Below are 18,666 nucleotides of genomic sequence, written 5' to 3'. Positions count from 1 at the left end.
TCGCTTCGATGACTTTTTTTCGATGAACAAATGTTTTTGATATGATGGAGGAATAGCTGTGAATTTACCAAATAAAATTACAATATCTAGAATCTTCTTAATTCCAATTTTTATGGTAATTATGTTAGCACCCTTTGATTGGGGTTCATACAAAATTGGTGATGTTGATTTACCGATTCAACATTTAGTGGGGGCACTTATCTTTATCATTGCTTCAGCTACAGATTGGATTGATGGACATTACGCAAGAAAATATAATCTTGTAACGAATTTAGGGAAGTTTCTTGACCCGTTAGCTGATAAATTACTTGTTTCGGCAGCACTTATTACATTGGTAGAGATGCAATATGTACCGGCTTGGATTGTTATTGTAATTATCAGTCGTGAGTTTGCGGTAACTGGTTTACGTCTTGTACTTGCTGGAACAGGGGAAGTAGTTGCAGCAAACCAGCTAGGAAAAATTAAGACATGGACACAAATTATTGCGATTGCAGCATATTTATTACACGATGTACCTTTAAATTTAATCCATATTCCAGTTGCGGATATCTTCATATGGATTGCATTAATCTTTACTGTTATTTCAGGATGGGATTATTTCTGGAAAAATAGAGCTGCTTTTGTAAACTCAAAATAGAAGTTTATGGGGGAATTGGGATGAATGCTGAGATTATTGCGGTTGGAACTGAATTATTACTTGGACAAATTGCAAATACAAATGCCCAGTTTTTATCTGAAAAGTTAGCTTCAATCGGAATTAACGTGTACTATCATACTGTTGTTGGTGATAATAATAAGCGATTGCAAAAGGCGATTGAAGCTGCGGAAGAACGTGCTGATATACTTATTTTTACAGGTGGATTAGGACCGACAAAAGATGATTTAACGAAAGAAACGATAGCTGCTAGTTTAGATGAAGAGCTTGTGTATGATGAAAAGGCATTAGCCTTAATAAGTAATTACTTTAAGCGTACAGGCCGTGAATTTACGGAGAATAATAAAAAGCAAGCGCTCGTTTTAAATGGAGCAACAGTATTTGCAAATGACCACGGTATGGCGCCGGGTATGGGGGTAAATAAGAACGGAAAAGTTTATATTTTATTACCAGGGCCGCCAAAAGAAATGAAACCAATGTATGTAAGTTACGTAGAGCCTTTTTTACGTAATTTTACAACAGGAGAAAACATTTATTCTCGTGTGCTTCGTTTCTTCGGCATTGGGGAGTCCCAATTAGAGGTGAAAGTTCAAGATTTAATTGATGGACAAACAAACCCAACAATTGCCCCGTTAGCAAATGATGGAGAAGTGACATTACGTTTAACTGCTAAGCATCAAAATGTTAGCGAAGCGGAGAAACTAATTCAACATGTGGAAGATTTGATTTTAGAAAGAGTAGGAGAATTTTTCTACGGATATGACCAAGAATTTTTGCATTATAAGGCAATCGAGTTATTGAAGAGAAAAGGGTTAACTTTAGCGTGTGCAGAAAGTTTAACAGGTGGTCTTTTTGGAAATCAAGTAACTGAAAACGCTGGTGTTTCTTCTGTGTTTAAAGGCGGTGTCATTTGTTATCATAATGATGTGAAGCAATATGTTTTACGTGTGCCTGAAGAAGTGTTGCATACTGATGGTGCAGTTAGTAAAGAATGTGCTCGTTATCTTGCTGAAAATGTTAAGGATGTACTAAAAGCGGATATTGGAATTAGTTTCACTGGGGTAGCAGGGCCAGATGCTTCAGAACAGAAAGAACCAGGAACAGTATTTGTTGGGCTTTCGATTAAGGATGAACCAACTGTAGTCTTTCCTCTTAATTTAAGCGGAAGTCGTCAACAAATTAGAGAACGAACAGCAAAATATGGATTTTATCATTTATATAAAAAGCTAGAAGAGATATAAGTTTCTTCTAGTTTTTTTACGGTTAAATTTAGATATTATTTGATAGAAAATAAAAAAATCGAATAAACGTTCGATTTTTGTTGGCAAATTGAATTGAAAATAGGTATAATAAGATTAGCAATTCAGTTAAGGAGGAATTTTGAATGAGTGATCGTCAAGCAGCGTTAGATATGGCGTTAAAACAAATAGAGAAGCAATTCGGTAAAGGTTCAATTATGAAATTAGGAGAACAAGCGGAGCGTAGAGTTTCTACGGTTTCTAGTGGTTCTTTAGCACTTGATGTGGCACTAGGGGTAGGCGGATATCCACGTGGCCGTATTATCGAAATTTACGGACCTGAAAGTTCAGGTAAAACGACAGTTTCATTACATGCAATTGCAGAAGTACAACGTCAAGGTGGACAAGCAGCATTCATCGATGCGGAGCACGCAATGGATCCTGTATATGCACAAAAATTAGGCGTTAACATAGATGAATTACTATTATCACAGCCTGATACAGGGGAGCAAGGATTAGAAATCGCGGAAGCACTTGTACGAAGTGGTGCGGTTGACATTATCGTAATTGACTCTGTAGCAGCTCTTGTACCGAAAGCAGAGATTGAAGGCGACATGGGTGACTCACACGTAGGTTTACAAGCACGTTTAATGTCACAAGCACTTCGTAAGCTTTCAGGAGCAATCAACAAATCAAAAACAATTGCAATCTTTATTAACCAAATTCGTGAAAAAGTTGGGGTTATGTTCGGAAACCCAGAAACAACTCCAGGTGGTCGTGCGTTGAAATTCTATTCAACTGTTCGTCTTGAAGTGCGTCGTGCGGAGCAATTAAAGCAAGGTAACGACATCGTTGGTAATAAAACAAAAGTAAAAGTAGTGAAAAATAAAGTAGCACCACCATTCCGTGTTGCTGAAGTTGATATTATGTACGGAGAAGGTATTTCAAGAGAAGGTGAAATCTTGGATATGGCTTCTGAGCTTGATATCGTTCAAAAGAGCGGTGCTTGGTATTCTTATAATGAAGAACGCCTAGGACAAGGTCGTGAAAATTCGAAGCAGTTCTTAAAAGAAAATACAGATTTAAGAGAAGAAATTGCTTTCTTTATTCGTGAGCATCACGGAATTAGTGAAGATTCTGGTGCTGAGGGCGCAGAAGATTCAACTCTTCTTGATTAAAAAAATAAAAGACACGGCCTCGTGTCTTTTATTTTTTTATCTACTATTAAGGAGCATAATACTATAGATAAAAAATATTTTTTTACTTCAAATGCGTTGTGTAAAGAGGGATATATAAATATTTTAAGTAAAAGAAATGGGAATTACTAAGGTTTTCCAGTATAGTAGGCTCCTTACTTTTAAAATTTAGGTCACATTCAAGGCTGAAGGCAAAGAAAGTAAAAGTAGACAACGCTTGACAATGAAAATTACGATAGATACAATGAGAATGTATATTTTTTCTTATATACAATATACTCTTCTCAAGAAGAGAAGTAATATTCGGAGTAAGGTTTAAATCTTACCGAAATAATAATATGACATTTTAATTGTGAAATGAAGAAAGTCCCTTAAAAAAGCGGGACGACGGTCTTTGCTGTATGTTGTAATTCAATGTACATGCCGACAGTCTTTTTTCATTCATAGCAAGGGGAGGTGAAATCATGACGAGTACAGTTTGGATACTCATCTCCATTTTGCTTGCAACAGTCGGTGCAGTTGTTGGCTTTTTTGTTCGAAAGTCTATTGCTGAAGCGAAGATTAATGGTGCGGCTAATGAAGCGAGACGTATTTTAGACGAAGCGAATCGTGATGCTGAAGCACTTAAGAAAGAAGCGCTTTTAGAAGCAAAGGATGAAATTCATACACTTCGTACAGAAGCTGAATTAGAAATTCGTGACCGTAGAAGCGAATTACAAAAACAAGAAAATCGTTTAATGCAAAAAGAAGAGAACCTTGATCGTAAAGACGAAACGCTCGATAAACGCGAGCAACAGTTAGAGAAGAAAGAGGAATCTCTTGTAGCGAGACAACAACAGATTGAAGAGTTGGAAAGCAAAGTGGGAGAGTTAGTTCAAAAGCAACAAACAGAATTAGAGCGCATTTCCAATCTGACACGCGAACAAGCGAAAGCAATTATTCTTGGTAAAGTAGAAAGTGAAGTTTCTCATGAAATCGCTGTTATGGTAAAAGAGAGTGAAGTTCGCGCGAAAGAAGAAGCGGATAAGAAAGCAAAAGAGATTTTATCTCTTGCAATGCAAAGATGTGCAGCTGATCATGTTGCTGAAACAACCGTTTCGGTTGTAAATCTTCCAAATGACGAAATGAAGGGACGTATTATCGGGCGTGAAGGTCGTAATATTCGTACGTTAGAAACGTTAACGGGTATTGACTTAATTATCGATGATACACCAGAGGCAGTAATCCTTTCTGGATTCGACCCAATTCGTCGTGAAACAGCTCGTATCGCTCTTGATAAACTAGTACAGGACGGACGTATTCACCCAGCGCGTATTGAAGAGATGGTCGAAAAATCAAGACGTGAAGTGGACGAGTATATTCGCGAAGTCGGAGAGCAAACAACGTTTGAAGTGGGTGTTCATGGATTACATCCAGATTTAATTAAAATTTTAGGTCGTTTAAAATACCGTACAAGTTATGGTCAAAACGTCTTAAAACACTCTATGGAAGTTGCATATTTAACTGGACTTATGGCGGCAGAGCTTGGCGAGGATGAAAAACTAGCAAGACGTGCAGGTCTATTACATGATATCGGAAAAGCGATTGACCATGAAGTAGAAGGAAGCCACGTTGAAATTGGTGTTGAACTTGCAACGAAATATAAAGAGCATCCTGTAGTTATAAACAGTATCGCATCTCACCATGGTGACACAGAACCAACTTCTATCATTGCAGTTTTAGTTGCAGCAGCAGATGCTTTATCAGCTGCAAGACCGGGAGCTCGTAGTGAAACACTTGAAAACTATATTCGTCGTCTTGAAAAGTTAGAAGAGATTTCAGAGTCTTATGAAGGCGTTGAAAAGTCATTTGCAATTCAAGCAGGACGTGAAGTTCGTATTTTGGTAAAACCAGATACAATCGATGACTTAGAAGCTCATCGTTTAGCTCGTGATATCCGAAAACGTATTGAAAATGAACTGGATTACCCAGGACATATTAAAGTAACTGTTATTCGTGAAACACGTGCAGTGGAATACGCAAAATAAAGTGGTGAAACACCACTTTATTTTTTTGTGTTGGAATTGGATAAAATAAAGACAGTTAGTTATATAGTATAAAAGTGAAACAAACTTATAATAAACATATTATAAGGAATTTACTTGATGCTATAGCAATAAAAAATGCAGTACATAGAAAGGGTAAGACATATGAGAATATTATTTGTTGGGGATGTAGTAGGATCTCCTGGTAGAGGTATGATTCAACAATACGTACCGGCATTAAAGAAAAAATATACACCTACAGTAACAATCATTAATGGAGAAAACGCAGCAGGTGGCCGTGGGATTACAGAAAAAATATATCGAAACTTTTTAGAATGTGGGGCGCAAGCAGTTACACTTGGAAACCACGCTTGGGATAATCGTGAAGTATTTGAATTCATCGATGATGCAAAATATCTTGCAAGACCAGCTAACTTCCCAGAAGGAACTCCAGGAAAAGGACTTATCTTTGTGAACTGTAATGGAACAGAAGTTGCAGTTATTAACTTACAAGGACGTACTTTCCTTCCTCCGATTGATTGTCCATTCCGTAAAGTGGATGAATTAATTAATATTGCGAAAAAACGTACGAATATTATCTTTGTTGACTTCCATGCGGAAACTACAAGTGAAAAACAAGCGCTAGGTTGGTATGTAGATGGACGTGCTACAGCAGTAGTAGGTACGCATACGCATGTCCCTACAGCAGATAACCGTATTTTACCAAGCGGAACGGCATACATTACAGATGTTGGAATGACAGGGCCGTATGATGGAATATTAGGTATGGATAGAGAAGCAGTATTGAAGAAGTTTTTAACAAACTTACCAGTACGATTTGAAGTAACAAATGGTAGAACGCAATTAAGTGCAGTGTTAATTGATGTGGATCCAAATACAGGAAAAGCAAAGAAAATTGAACGTATTTTAATTAATGACGATCAACCATTTTTTGAGTAAATTCCCGTTAAATTTTAGATAAGTTATTATATTTTAATTTTTTAGAAAAATTACGAAAATTTAGCAGGAATACGCGCCATTCCTCGTGAATATAAGTTAAAGTGAAATAATTGCTAATACTTTTTAAAGAAACGAGGAGGAAACGCGGAATGGAAATATTAAAAGTTAAAGCAACGTCGGTCCCTAATTCTGTAGCTGGTGCACTTGCAGGTGTTATTCGCGAACGCGGAACAGCAGAAATTCAAGCTATTGGTGCAGGTGCATTGAACCAAGCGGTAAAGGCAGTAGCAATCGCAAGAGGATTTGTAGCGCCTAGTGGTTTGGACCTGATTTGTATCCCAGCGTTTACAGATATTATGATTGATGGCGAAGAGCGTACAGCAATAAAATTAATTGTAGAACCTCGTTAAGTTTTAAACAACCTGTTTGCAGTATGCAAACAGGTTGTTTTTATAATGGAGGAATGAAAATGAAAATTTTTGATGCTCATTGTGACGTGCTTCTTCAGTTATGGAGTGCACAAGGGAAAAGGAATTTTAACGATGATTCACAATTACATATTACATTTGAACAGTTAAAGAGAAGAAAAGGAAGTATACAATGTTTTGCTATATATGTACCAGAAACAGTGACATATGAAAACCGATTTGAAGCAGCATTACAAATGGTAGATATTTTTTATAATGAAATTTTATCCCTACCAGGTGTAAAGTTTATTCAGACAAAAGATGATATTAACATGTTAAAACAGGACGAGGTTGGAGCGATATTAACACTAGAAGGATGCGAAGTAATTGGAAAAGAAGCAATGAAATTACGGTTGTTGTATCGCCTAGGAGTACGTTCTTTTGGACTAACATGGAATTATGCCAATCTCTTAGCTGATGGTGCGCTAGAGACACGTGGGGCGGGTTTAACGAATTTTGGTAAACAGGTTGTACAAGAACTGAATGCGCTACATGTATGGACTGATGTGTCTCATCTGAATGAAAGAAGTTTTTGGGATGTTATAGAGATTGCAAAAAATCCTATTGCTTCCCACTCAAATTGTATGAAACTTTGCGAGCACCCACGTAATTTAAACGATGAACAACTTAAAGCTCTTATAAAGAAAAATGGCATGATCGGTGTCACTTTTGTACCGCAGTTTCTAACGAATGAAAATGAAGCAAATATAACAGATATAGTAAGACATATCGAATATATTTGTTCATTAGGTGGAGAGTACAATATAGGATTTGGTTCAGATTTTGATGGGATTTTAGAAACAGTTGTAAATGTATCAGTTTATCGAGATTATGAAAATGTAATGAATGAGCTTTGTAAACACTATGCTACATCTACTGTAGAACGATTTTTATATGATAATTTTGTAGAACATATGAGTTTTTAAGTTTCGGTTTAAAATTCAGAAAAATTAAAATTAATTCATTTGATTTTATTGCTTTTTTTAAGACCTAATACTAGAATGAAAAACAAAATAGCTTTATACTAAAGATTCAGGGAAATCAGAAGAGGCATAATTTGCGTCCGTTGTAGTTTATTTGCATAAAAAATGCTAAACTATTACTGTAAAAAAATACACTACAATGAATGCAGCCAAAAGGGGTGTAGGAGATGATTAGTCAACTTTCATGGAAAGTTGGAGGCCAACAAGGTGAAGGAATTGAAAGTACAGGAGAAATCTTCTGTATTGCATTAAACCGATTAGGATATTACCTATACGGTTACCGCCACTTCTCATCACGTATAAAAGGCGGCCATACAAATAATAAAATTCGTGTAAGTACAACAGAAGTACGAGCGATCTCAGATGATTTAGATATTTTAATTGCTTTTGACCAAGAAACAATTGATTTTAATTTCCACGAACTACGTCCAGGTGGAATTGTAGTTGCGGATGCGAAATTTAATCCAACAATACCTGACAATACAGATGTAAATCTATATGTGATACCGTTTACAGATATTGCTTCAGAATTAGGCACATCATTAATGAAAAACATGGTTGCTGTTGGAGCATCAAGTGCAGTATTAGGATTAGATGAAACAGCTTATTTAGATGTTGTTGAAGAAATCTTTGGTCGTAAAGGAGAGCAAGTCGTTCAAAAGAATATGGACGCAATTAAACGTGGCTCTCAATATATGAAAGAATTACTAGGTGAGAAAGTAAACATGATGCAGCTTGAAAAAGCTGATGGTAAAAAACGCATGTTTATGATTGGGAACGATGCAATCGCATTTGGTGCGGTAGCTGGTGGTGCTCGTTTTATGTCAGCATACCCAATCACACCTGCATCAGAAATTATGGAATACTTAATTAAAAAATTACCGAAAGTCGGCGGAACAGTAATCCAAACTGAGGATGAAATCGCAGCTTGTACAATGGCAATCGGTGCAAACTATGCTGGTGTTCGTACATTAACGGCATCTGCTGGTCCAGGTCTTTCATTAATGATGGAAGCAATCGGTTTAGCAGGTATTACAGAAACTCCATTAGTAATTGTTGATACACAACGTGGCGGCCCAAGTACAGGATTACCAACTAAGCAAGAACAGTCTGACTTAATGGCGATGATTTACGGTACGCATGGTGAAATTCCAAAAATCGTAATGGCGCCAAGTACAGTTGAAGAAGCTTTCTATGACATTGTAGAGGCATTTAACTTATCTGAAGAATATCAAGTTCCTGTTATTTTCTTAACAGATTTACAGCTTTCTTTAGGAAAACAAACAGTAGAACCACTTAAATTAGATAAAGTGGAAATTCGTCGTGGTAAGCTTGATTTAGAAGTAGAATTACCAGAACGTGAAAATAAAGCATACTTCAAGCGTTATGAAGTAACAGAAGACGGCGTTTCACCACGTGTTTTACCTGGTATGAAAAATGGTGTTCACCATGTTACAGGTGTAGAACATGATGAAACTGGAAAACCATCGGAATCAGCAATAAACCGTAAAGATCAAATGGACAAACGTTTCCGTAAAATGGAGAACTTGAAGTTTAATACCCCTGTTTATAAAAATGTTAAGCATGAAGAAGCAGACGTATTGCTTGTTGGATTTAACTCAACTCGTGGTGCGATCGAAGAGGCAATGACGCGTTTAGAACAAGAGGGTATGAAAGTAAACCATGCTCATGTGCGTTTAATTCACCCGTTCCCAACAGCTGAAATCGATCCACTTATGAAAAAGGCGAAGCGTGTTGTAGTAGTAGAAAACAATGCAACAGGTCAGCTTGCTAACATTATGAAAATGAATCTTGGTAATGGTGAGAAAATTTCTAGTCTTTTAAAATATGATGGAAACCCATTCTTGCCGAAAGAGATTTACAACGAATGCAAAAAAGGGGTTGTATTAAATGGCAACATTTAAGGACTTTCGTAACAGTGTAAAGCCAAACTGGTGCCCAGGTTGCGGAGACTTCTCAGTGCAAGCTGCAATTCAACGTGCGGCAGCTAACGTTGGCCTAAATCCAGATGAACTTGCTGTTATTTCTGGTATCGGCTGTTCAGGCCGTATTTCAGGTTATATTAATTCATATGGTGTGCATAGTATTCATGGTCGTGCCCTTCCAATTGCGCAAGGTGTGAAAATGGCAAATCGTGATTTAACAGTTATCGCTTCAGGTGGTGACGGTGATGGATTTGCGATTGGTATGGGTCATACAATCCATTCTATTCGTCGTAATATCGACATTACGTACATCGTAATGGATAACCAAATTTACGGATTAACAAAAGGGCAAACTTCACCACGTAGTGAAGCTGGATTTAAAACGAAAAGCACACCACAAGGTTCAATTGAACCATCACTAAATGTAATGGAAATGGCCTTAACAGCTGGTGCGACATTTGTGGCACAAAGCTTTTCGAGTGATTTAAAAGAATTAACACAAATTATTGAAGCTGGTATTAACCATAAAGGATTTTCATTAATTAACGTATTTAGCCCATGTGTTACTTACAATAAAGTAAATACTTACGATTGGTTTAAAGAGAATTTAACGAAACTAAGTACAGTAGAGGGATATGATCCATCTAATCGCATGATGGCTATGCAAACTTTAATGGAAAATAACGGTTTAGTAACAGGGTTAATTTATCAAAATACTAAGCAACCATCATATCAAGAACTTGTTAAAGGCTATAGTGAAGAGCCTTTAGTGAAATCTGATTTAAATATGGATCAGAAAATGTTTGATGAGCTTGTTGCTGAATTTATGTAATGTAAGAAGAGGAGGTTGCCGATTTGGTAACCTTTTTTTATGTACAAAAATATAGGGTAGTCTTATTTACTTAGAAAATTCAGAATGATAAAATAATATATAAATCGTTGTATGAAAATGGCAAGTTCATTGCTTATGAAATGTAAGATAATAAAGGGCCTCTTTATTGTTAAAATTGGCGAAATACATCATACTATGGTAATGTTTATAGGGATAAAGCAATATGCTTTTTGGTAGGACAACAAGAAATGATAAAAAGGGAATGTCTATTTGCGTGGGGAAGACTTCATTCTTATGAATGATTAGATTGATTACTCAAGTTTCAAAGGACAAGTTATCTCTCAAGCTATCTAACCATTTTTGAGGTGAGTCTAGGCGCATTAAAATGGACTATAGAGTATGTATAGTTAAGGGTGAAAGGAGATTACCGATGAACGAGCAACAACGATTAGCAAGTCAACAAGCAAATTCCTCTACGAAAAAAGAAGAGAAAGATTATAGTAAATACTTTGAAAGTGTATATCAACCACCTTCCTTAAAGGATGCGAAAAATCGCGGGAAAGAAGAAGTTAAAATTGAACGGGATTTTGGCTTACCTGAAGAGTTTCGCAATTTTGGTACAGGAAGAAAGTTCTATATTCGTACATATGGTTGTCAAATGAATGAGCATGATACGGAAGTAATGGCAGGCATTTTCACCGCACTTGGATATGAACCAACTTTTTCAACTGAGGATGCAGATGTAGTTTTATTAAACACTTGTGCAATTCGTGAAAATGCTGAAAATAAGGTGTTTGGTGAGCTAGGCCATTTAAAGTCACTCAAACGAAGAAATCCAGACCTTTTAATTGGTGTATGTGGTTGTATGTCTCAAGAGGAATCTGTTGTAAATAAAATTATGCAAAAAAATCAGCATGTAGATATGGTATTTGGAACGCATAATATTCATAGATTACCGTACATTCTAAAAGATGCGATGTTCTCGAAAGAGACGGTAGTTGAAGTATGGTCAAAAGAAGGTGACGTAATTGAAAACCTTCCGAAAGTACGTCGTGGTGATATTAAAGCTTGGGTAAATATTATGTATGGCTGTGATAAATTCTGTACGTATTGTATTGTACCGTATACACGCGGAAAAGAGCGAAGTAGACGTCCAGAAGATATTATCCAAGAGATTCGTCATTTAGCTGCAAATGGTTATAAAGAAATTACTTTACTTGGTCAAAACGTAAATGCATATGGTAAAGACTTTGAAGATATAGAATACGGTCTTGGCGATTTAATGGACGAACTTCGTAAAGTTGATATTGCCCGTATTCGTTTTACAACGAGCCATCCACGTGATTTCGATGATCACTTAATTGAAGTGCTTGGCAAAGGTGGCAACCTAGTAGAACATATCCATTTACCAGTTCAATCTGGAAGTACGGATATGCTGAAAATTATGGCACGTAAATATTCGCGTGAGCATTATTTAGAACTTGTAAGAAAAATTAAAGAAGCAATTCCAGATGCAGTATTAACAACAGATATTATCGTTGGTTTTCCAAATGAAACAGATGAGCAATTTGAAGAAACGATGTCGTTATATCGTGAAGTAGGGTTTGATACTGCCTTTACATTCATTTACTCTCCTCGCGAAGGTACACCAGCTGCAAAAATGAAAGATAATGTACCGATGGAAGTAAAGAAAGAACGTCTTCAACGCTTAAATACACTAGTAAATACGTTGGCAATTGAAAAGAATAGTCGTTACAAAGGTCAAATTGTAGAAGTGTTAGTTGATGGGGAAAGTAAAAATAATCCGGAAGTACTTGCAGGTTATACTCGTACGAATAAACTTGTAAACTTCGTCGCTTCAAAATCTTTAATTGGTCAGCTTGTGAAAGTAAAAATAACGGAAGCAAAAACTTGGTCTCTTAATGGGGAATTAGTTGAAGAGCCGATTGAGGTGAAATAATAGATGAAAGTATATTCGAAAGATGACATTGTTGAACAAGCGAAAGAATTAGCAAAAATGATTTCTGAAACAGAAGAAGTTGATTTTTTTAAGAAAGCAGAGGCGCAAATTCATAAAAATGAAAATGTAAAGCGCGCAATCGATGAAATTAAAGCACTGCAAAAACAAGCAGTAAACTTGCAACATTACGGGAAATGGGAAGCTTTAAAAAAGGTAGAAGCTGAAATTGATGCATTGCAAGATAAGTTAGACAGTATTCCAGTCGTACAACAATTTAAATCTTCACAAACATACGTAAATGACTTATTACAGTTAGTTGCTAGTACAATTTCTAACAACGTAACAGATGAAATATTAATTTCAACTGGTGGCGATGTACTAAAGGGTGAAACTGGCGCAGCAGTAGAAAGTAAAAAAGGAAATTGTGGTTGTTAAAGAGATGTCATATTGACATCTCTTTTTTTGTGGATTAAACGTAAGGTCTTCTTAAAAAAAAGAATGACACATTCCGCTATTGTCACGCATATGATTAAGTGAATAGTGATTGAGGAGGGTTACGAATGTCCGAATTTAGAGAGATTATTACAAAAGCAGTGGTTGGAAAAGGACGTAAGTATACAAAGTCAACGCATACATGTGAATCGAATAATGAGCCAACAAGTATTTTAGGGTGCTGGGTAATTAACCACTCGTACGAAGCAAGAAAGAATGGAAAACATGTGGAAATTGAAGGTTTCTATGATGTGAACACTTGGTATTCATTTGATGGAAATACAAAGACTGAAGTTGTAACAGAACGTGTGAACTACACGGACGAAGTAAGTATTGGTTATCGTGATAAAAACTTTTCTGGTGACGATTTAGAAATTATTGCTCGTGTTATTCAGCCGCCAAATTGTTTAGAAGCACTTGTATCACCAAATGGTAATAAAATTGTTGTAACTGTAGAACGTGAATTTGTAACAGAAGTAGTTGGAGAAACGAAAATTTGTGTAAGTGTAAATCCTGAAGGCTGCGTAGAATCAGATGATGATTTCCAAATTGCTGATGATGAATTTGAAGAATTAGATCCGAACTTTATCGTTGATGCAGAAGAAGAGTAATAGAAAGCTAGGGAGAAGTTCTTCCTAGCTTTTTACTTTACATAAGTGGCGCTGAATGAACATGATTCTTTATGAAATATGTTATAATGAAGAAAGACTCCTGAAATAGGAGATAAGAGTGTCCGTGAAATGCGACATATATGAAAATAGATTATCATGTAAGAATTATGGAGGAAAAGTATGACTCAATATACGCCTATGATACAGCAATATTTAAAGGTTAAGGCAGATTATCAAGATGCCTTTTTATTTTTTCGCTTAGGCGATTTTTATGAAATGTTCTTTGAGGATGCTGTTAAAGCAGCCCATGAACTTGAAATTACATTAACGAGCCGAGATGGTGGTAGTAGTGAACGTATACCAATGTGCGGTGTACCATATCATGCGGCTAAAAACTATATTGAACAACTTGTTGAAAAAGGATATAAAGTAGCTGTTTGTGAGCAAGTAGAAGATCCGAAAACAGCTAAAGGTGTAGTACGTCGTGAAGTAGTACAATTAATTACGCCAGGAACGATGATGGAAGGGCGTACAATTGATGAGAAAGAAAACAACTTCTTAGCCGCATTAACACATTTTGAAGATGGATCATATGCATTAGCTTGTAACGACTTAACGACTGGACAAAATACAGTAACGTTACTGACTGGTTCAGTAGAAGATATTTTATTAGAAGTGTATGCAACTGGTTCGAAAGAAATTGTTGTTGATTCTTCATTTTCTAAAGATGAACTAAACAAGTTAACTGAAACATTGAAAATGACGATTTCGTATGAAGATGCAACGGCAATTCCGGAAGGATTAGAACATCTTGTGAAAAATGTTTCACAAGCAAAATTAATTAAAGCAGTTGGACGTTTATTTAACTATGTAATAAGAACGCAAAAACGTTCTTTAGATCATTTGCAACCAGTAGAAATTTATTATACGAATCAATTTATGAAAATTGATGTACATTCAAAGCGAAACTTAGAACTGACAGAAACACTTCGGACGAAAGAAAAAACAGGATCACTATTATGGTTATTGGACAAGACGAAAACAGCTATGGGTGGTCGTATGTTAAAACAGTGGATGGAACGTCCACTTATACAGAAAGAAAGAATTGAAGAGCGTTTAGAAATGGTTGAAACGTTTGTAAATGATTACTTCTTACGTGAAGATTTAAAAGAAAAGTTAAAAGAAGTATATGATTTAGAACGCTTAGCAGGAAAAGTTGCATTTGGTAACGTAAATGCAAGAGACTTATTACAATTAAGACGTTCATTACTTCAAGTGCCAGCTATTTTAGAAGCAATTAGTTTGTTAGATAACGCTTATGCATCGAGATTAATTCAAGGTGCAGATCCATGTGAAAGCTTAACAGAATTACTAGGAAGAAGTATTCAAGAAAACCCACCGCTTTCAATTAAAGATGGAGATATTATTAAAGATGGGTATAATGACAAGCTTGATCAATATCGTTACGTGAGTAAAAACGGGAAAACGTGGATTGCTGAGCTTGAAAAAAGAGAACGTGATATTACTGGAATTAAATCGTTAAAAATCGGATACAACCGTATTTTCGGTTACTACATTGAAGTAACGAAAGCGAATCTTGCAGCACTTCCAGAAGGTCGCTATGAACGTAAACAGACGCTTGCTAATGCTGAACGTTTCATTACAGATGAACTGAAAGAAAAAGAAACGTTAATCTTAGAAGCTGAAGAAAAAATTGTACAGCTAGAATACGATTTATTTACAGCACTTCGTGAAGAAGTAAAAGTATTTATTCCGAAATTACAACATTTAGCGAAAGTAATTAGTGAATTAGACGTACTGCAAAGTTTTGCGACAGTTAGTGAAGAAGAACAGTTTGTAAAACCTGTACTGACAACGAAGCGCGAAATCTTTATTAAAGATGGTCGTCATCCTGTCGTTGAAAAAGTATTGAACGGGAAATTGTATGTACCGAATGATTGTATTATGCCAGAGAATATGGATGTCTTTTTAATTACAGGGCCGAACATGTCTGGTAAAAGTACGTATATGAGACAATTAGCACTTGTAACGGTTATGTCGCAAATCGGTTGTTTCGTACCAGCAACAGAAGCAGTATTACCTGTATTTGATCAAATCTTTACGAGAATTGGTGCAGCGGATGATTTAATATCAGGTCAAAGTACATTTATGGTCGAAATGTTAGAAGCGAAAAATGCAATTGCAAACGCATCAGAAAGAAGTTTAATTTTATTCGATGAAATTGGACGCGGTACATCTACCTATGATGGTATGGCACTTGCACAAGCAATTATTGAACATATTCATGACCAAATTGGTGCAAAAACGTTATTCTCTACGCATTATCACGAATTAACGGTGTTAGAAGAGAGTTTAGATCAACTGAAAAATGTACACGTTTCAGCAATTGAAGAGAATGGAAAAGTAGTATTCCTTCATAAAATTCAAGACGGGGCAGCAGATAAAAGTTACGGAATTCACGTTGCGCAACTTGCAGAGCTTCCAGATAGCTTAATCGCCCGCGCGAAAGAAGTGTTAGCACAGCTAGAAGGACAGGAAGAAATTATTATTCCAAAACGAGTAGAAGTGAAAGTACAAGAAGCTGCTCCAGAACCTGTAGTTGTAAAAGAGGAAATAGCAGAAATACAGGAAACGAAAGTAGAGACTGAAGAAGAATCGCAACTATCTTTCTTTGGAGGAGAACAGTCTTCGAAGAAACAAGACAAACCTCTGCTAGATCAAAAAGAAACAGCAGTATTGGCGCAAATTAAAAAAATCGATTTACTTGATATGACACCTTTAGAAGCGATGAACGAATTGTATCGCTTACAGAAAAAGTTAAAGAAAGGATGAGTAAGTAGATGGGGAAAATTCGCAAACTCGATGACCAACTCTCTAACTTAATTGCGGCAGGGGAAGTAGTAGAGCGCCCTGCTTCAGTCGTAAAAGAACTTGTGGAAAATTCTATCGATGCGAATAGTACATCTATTGAAATCCACTTAGAAGAAGCTGGGTTATCGAAAATTCGTATCATTGATAACGGTGATGGTATTGCAGAAGAAGACTGTATCGTCGCTTTTGAACGCCATGCGACGAGTAAAATTAAAGATGAAAACGATCTGTTTCGCATAAGAACACTCGGTTTCCGCGGTGAGGCATTGCCGAGTATTGCCTCTGTTAGTGAATTAGAATTAATTACTAGCACAGGCGATGCGCCTGGTACACACCTCATAATTAAAGGTGGAGACATTATAAAGCAAGAGAAGACTGCGAGCCGAAAAGGAACAGATATTACAGTACAAAACTTATTCTTTAATACACCAGCGCGTCTTAAATATATGAAAACCATTCATACGGAGCTCGGGAATATTACAGATATCGTGTATCGTATTGCAATGTCACATCCAGAAGTATCGTTAAAACTGTTTCATAATGAAAAGAAATTGCTTCATACATCAGGTAACGGTGATGTAAGACAAGTACTTGCATCGATTTACAGTATTCAAGTTGCGAAGAAGCTTGTTCCAATTGAAGCTGAATCTTTAGACTTTACAATTAAAGGCTATGTAACATTACCAGAAGTAACGAGAGCATCTCGTAATTATATGTCAACGATCGTAAATGGTCGTTACGTTCGAAACTTTGTACTAATGAAAGCAATTCAGCAAGGCTACCATACATTACTGCCAGTTGGCCGGTATCCAATTGGCTTCTTATCGATTGAAATGGATCCAATGCTAGTTGACGTTAACGTACATCCAGCGAAGTTAGAGGTTCGTTTTAGTAAAGAACAAGAATTGCTAAAGCTGATCGAAGAAACATTGCAAGCTGCATTTAAAAAAATACAGCTCATTCCAGATGCAGGCGTAACAACGAAGAGAAAAGAAAAAGACGAAAGTGTGCAAGAACAGTTCCAGTTTGAGCATGCGAAGCCGAAAGAACCATCTATGCCGGACATTGTTTTACCAACTGGCATGGATGCAAAACAAGAAGAACCGCAGGCTGTGAAACAGCCACCACAACTGTGGCAACCGCCGAAACAAGAATGGCAACCACCACAGTCGCTCATAAGAGAAGAACAAAGTTGGCAACCATCCACTAAACCGATAATCGAAGAACCAATTCAAGAAGAGAAATCGTGGGACAGTAATGAAGAGGATTTTGAACTAGAGGAATTAGAAGAAGAAGTTCGGGAAATAAAAGAGATTGAAATGAACGGGAATGACTTACCACCGCTTTATCCAATTGGACAAATGCATGGAACATATATTTTCGCTCAAAATGATAAAGGCTTATATATGATTGACCAGCATGCCGCGCAGGAACGTATTAATTATGAATACTTCCGTGATAAAGTAGGAAGGGTAGCGCAAGAAGTACAAGAGTTACTTGTACCGTACCGTATTGATCTATCTCTTACTGAATTTTTACGTGTCGAAGAACAGTTAGAAGAACTAAAAAAAGTTGGGCTATTTTTAGAACAATTCGGCCATCAATCCTTTATCGTCCGCTCGCATCCAACATGGTTCCCGAAAGGACAAGAAACAGAAATTATCGATGAAATGATGGAGCAAGTTGTCAAACTAAAAAAAGTGGATATTAAAAAGTTACGTGAAGAAGCAGCCATCATGATGAGCTGTAAAGCATCCATTAAAGCGAATCAATATTTAACGAACGATCAAATATTTGCCTTACTGGAAGAATTACGTACAACAACAAACCCATACACATGCCCACACGGAAGACCGATTCTTGTGCATCATTCTACTTATGAGTTGGAGAAGATGTTTAAGAGGGTTATGTAGAGTGAATAAATTATATTTCAAAAGGGAGCAACATTTACTGTTGCTCCCTTTTCATATGTAGATTTAATAGTTAAACGAGAATATGGTGGAGTAATTTTACCGTTTATTTCTTGGTTGTGTTAGCTTAAATTTATCTATGTATAAAAAAGCGCTGTATACAGCACTTTTTAAAATGTGCATGAATTGTATCATTACTAACTAAATAACTATGCATGGTTGAATGTTGTTTCTTATTTAGCTAATTGTTATAAAAATCTATACAATTACTTATTTTTATTATTATTAATTTTTTCAGTGTATAGAACTTGCTCTTTATAGTGCTTCTTAATTGGGAAGTTATGTGTACCTGTGCCGTTCTTGAATTTTTTATCAATGGGGTTCTTTAGAGGAACTGTTGTAGTTTCAGTAAATTCATATGGGTAATTTATTTTAGATTTATCTTCAAACATGAAAATGCCTCCTTTTAGGATCTCCTAAATTCTTTACTATAACATGAT

The 18,666-nt window shown here is 36.3% G+C and carries 15 protein-coding genes; 14 read left to right on the top strand and 1 reads right to left on the bottom strand.

The features are described 5' to 3' along the window. Nucleotides 1-58: 58 nt before the first annotated feature. The 14 genes from pgsA to mutL all read left to right on the top strand — a co-directional run bounded on the left by pgsA (nt 59) and on the right by mutL (nt 18,169). Nucleotides 59-637 carry a CDP-diacylglycerol--glycerol-3-phosphate 3-phosphatidyltransferase gene (pgsA, locus tag ACTFN4_RS01250; RefSeq protein ID WP_001052967.1) on the top strand — a complete coding sequence of 193 codons (579 nt, stop codon included), beginning with the start codon at nt 59-61 and terminating at the stop codon, nt 635-637. Nucleotides 638-657: 20 nt separating this feature from the next. Next, entirely contained in the window at nt 658-1,896 is a 1,239-nt protein-coding gene (gene cinA / locus ACTFN4_RS01245; RefSeq protein ID WP_000990690.1) for a competence/damage-inducible protein CinA, read from the top strand. A gap of 143 nt (nt 1,897-2,039) precedes the next feature. Next, on the top strand, nt 2,040-3,071 hold the full coding sequence (recA, locus tag ACTFN4_RS01240) for a recombinase RecA (protein WP_001283860.1): 1,032 nt from the start codon (nt 2,040-2,042) through the stop codon (nt 3,069-3,071). A gap of 482 nt (nt 3,072-3,553) precedes the next feature. Continuing rightward, nucleotides 3,554-5,116 carry a ribonuclease Y gene (gene rny / locus ACTFN4_RS01235; protein ID WP_000204911.1) on the top strand — a complete coding sequence of 521 codons (1,563 nt, stop codon included), beginning with the start codon at nt 3,554-3,556 and terminating at the stop codon, nt 5,114-5,116. Between the two features lie 162 nt (nt 5,117-5,278). Beyond that, on the top strand, nt 5,279-6,073 hold the full coding sequence (locus ACTFN4_RS01230) for a TIGR00282 family metallophosphoesterase (RefSeq protein ID WP_001221095.1): 795 nt from the start codon (nt 5,279-5,281) through the stop codon (nt 6,071-6,073). A 149-nt stretch (nt 6,074-6,222) separates the two neighbouring features. Continuing rightward, nucleotides 6,223-6,483: a stage V sporulation protein SpoVS gene (gene spoVS, locus ACTFN4_RS01225; RefSeq protein ID WP_000404341.1), complete on the top strand. Its 261-nt coding sequence runs from the start codon at nt 6,223-6,225 to the stop codon at nt 6,481-6,483. A gap of 59 nt (nt 6,484-6,542) precedes the next feature. Further along, nucleotides 6,543-7,466: a dipeptidase gene (locus ACTFN4_RS01220; protein ID WP_322356510.1), complete on the top strand. Its 924-nt coding sequence runs from the start codon at nt 6,543-6,545 to the stop codon at nt 7,464-7,466. Between the two features lie 224 nt (nt 7,467-7,690). Beyond that, nucleotides 7,691-9,448 (top strand): 2-oxoacid:acceptor oxidoreductase subunit alpha, encoded by a 1,758-nt coding sequence (locus ACTFN4_RS01215; protein ID WP_439962034.1) that lies wholly within the window; start codon nt 7,691-7,693, stop codon nt 9,446-9,448. Then, a complete protein-coding gene (locus tag ACTFN4_RS01210; RefSeq protein WP_000190155.1) occupies nt 9,435-10,301 on the top strand; it encodes a 2-oxoacid:ferredoxin oxidoreductase subunit beta in 867 nt (288 codons plus the stop codon). Before ACTFN4_RS01215 ends, ACTFN4_RS01210 begins: the two co-directional genes overlap by 14 nt. 430 nt (nt 10,302-10,731) lie before the next feature. Next, nucleotides 10,732-12,261 carry a tRNA (N6-isopentenyl adenosine(37)-C2)-methylthiotransferase MiaB gene (gene miaB / locus ACTFN4_RS01205; protein WP_001005394.1) on the top strand — a complete coding sequence of 510 codons (1,530 nt, stop codon included), beginning with the start codon at nt 10,732-10,734 and terminating at the stop codon, nt 12,259-12,261. Between the two features lie 3 nt (nt 12,262-12,264). Continuing rightward, entirely contained in the window at nt 12,265-12,696 is a 432-nt protein-coding gene (locus tag ACTFN4_RS01200) for a RicAFT regulatory complex protein RicA family protein (RefSeq protein ID WP_000870461.1), read from the top strand. Between the two features lie 125 nt (nt 12,697-12,821). After that, nucleotides 12,822-13,364 (top strand): outer spore coat protein CotE, encoded by a 543-nt coding sequence (gene cotE, locus ACTFN4_RS01195; protein WP_001288799.1) that lies wholly within the window; start codon nt 12,822-12,824, stop codon nt 13,362-13,364. 180 nt (nt 13,365-13,544) lie between these two features. Further along, the gene (mutS, locus tag ACTFN4_RS01190) at nt 13,545-16,217 is read left to right on the top strand and encodes a DNA mismatch repair protein MutS (protein WP_000196026.1); all 2,673 of its coding nucleotides are present in this window, start codon (nt 13,545-13,547) and stop codon (nt 16,215-16,217) included. A gap of 8 nt (nt 16,218-16,225) precedes the next feature. Further along, nucleotides 16,226-18,169: a DNA mismatch repair endonuclease MutL gene (mutL, locus tag ACTFN4_RS01185; RefSeq protein WP_439962033.1), complete on the top strand. Its 1,944-nt coding sequence runs from the start codon at nt 16,226-16,228 to the stop codon at nt 18,167-18,169. 263 nt (nt 18,170-18,432) lie between these two features. Here mutL and ACTFN4_RS01180 read toward each other — a convergent pair whose 3' ends face one another. Further along, a complete protein-coding gene (locus tag ACTFN4_RS01180; protein WP_000461138.1) occupies nt 18,433-18,618 on the bottom strand; it encodes a hypothetical protein in 186 nt (61 codons plus the stop codon). Nucleotides 18,619-18,666: the final 48 nt, after the last annotated feature.

This window comes from Bacillus cereus group sp. MYBK95-2 (assembly GCF_051915225.1).
Taxonomy (GTDB): Bacteria; Bacillota; Bacilli; order Bacillales; family Bacillaceae_G; genus Bacillus_A; species Bacillus_A cereus.
The sequence above is the reverse complement of the archived record's forward strand: the minus strand, read 5'-3'. Positions and strand labels throughout refer to the sequence as shown.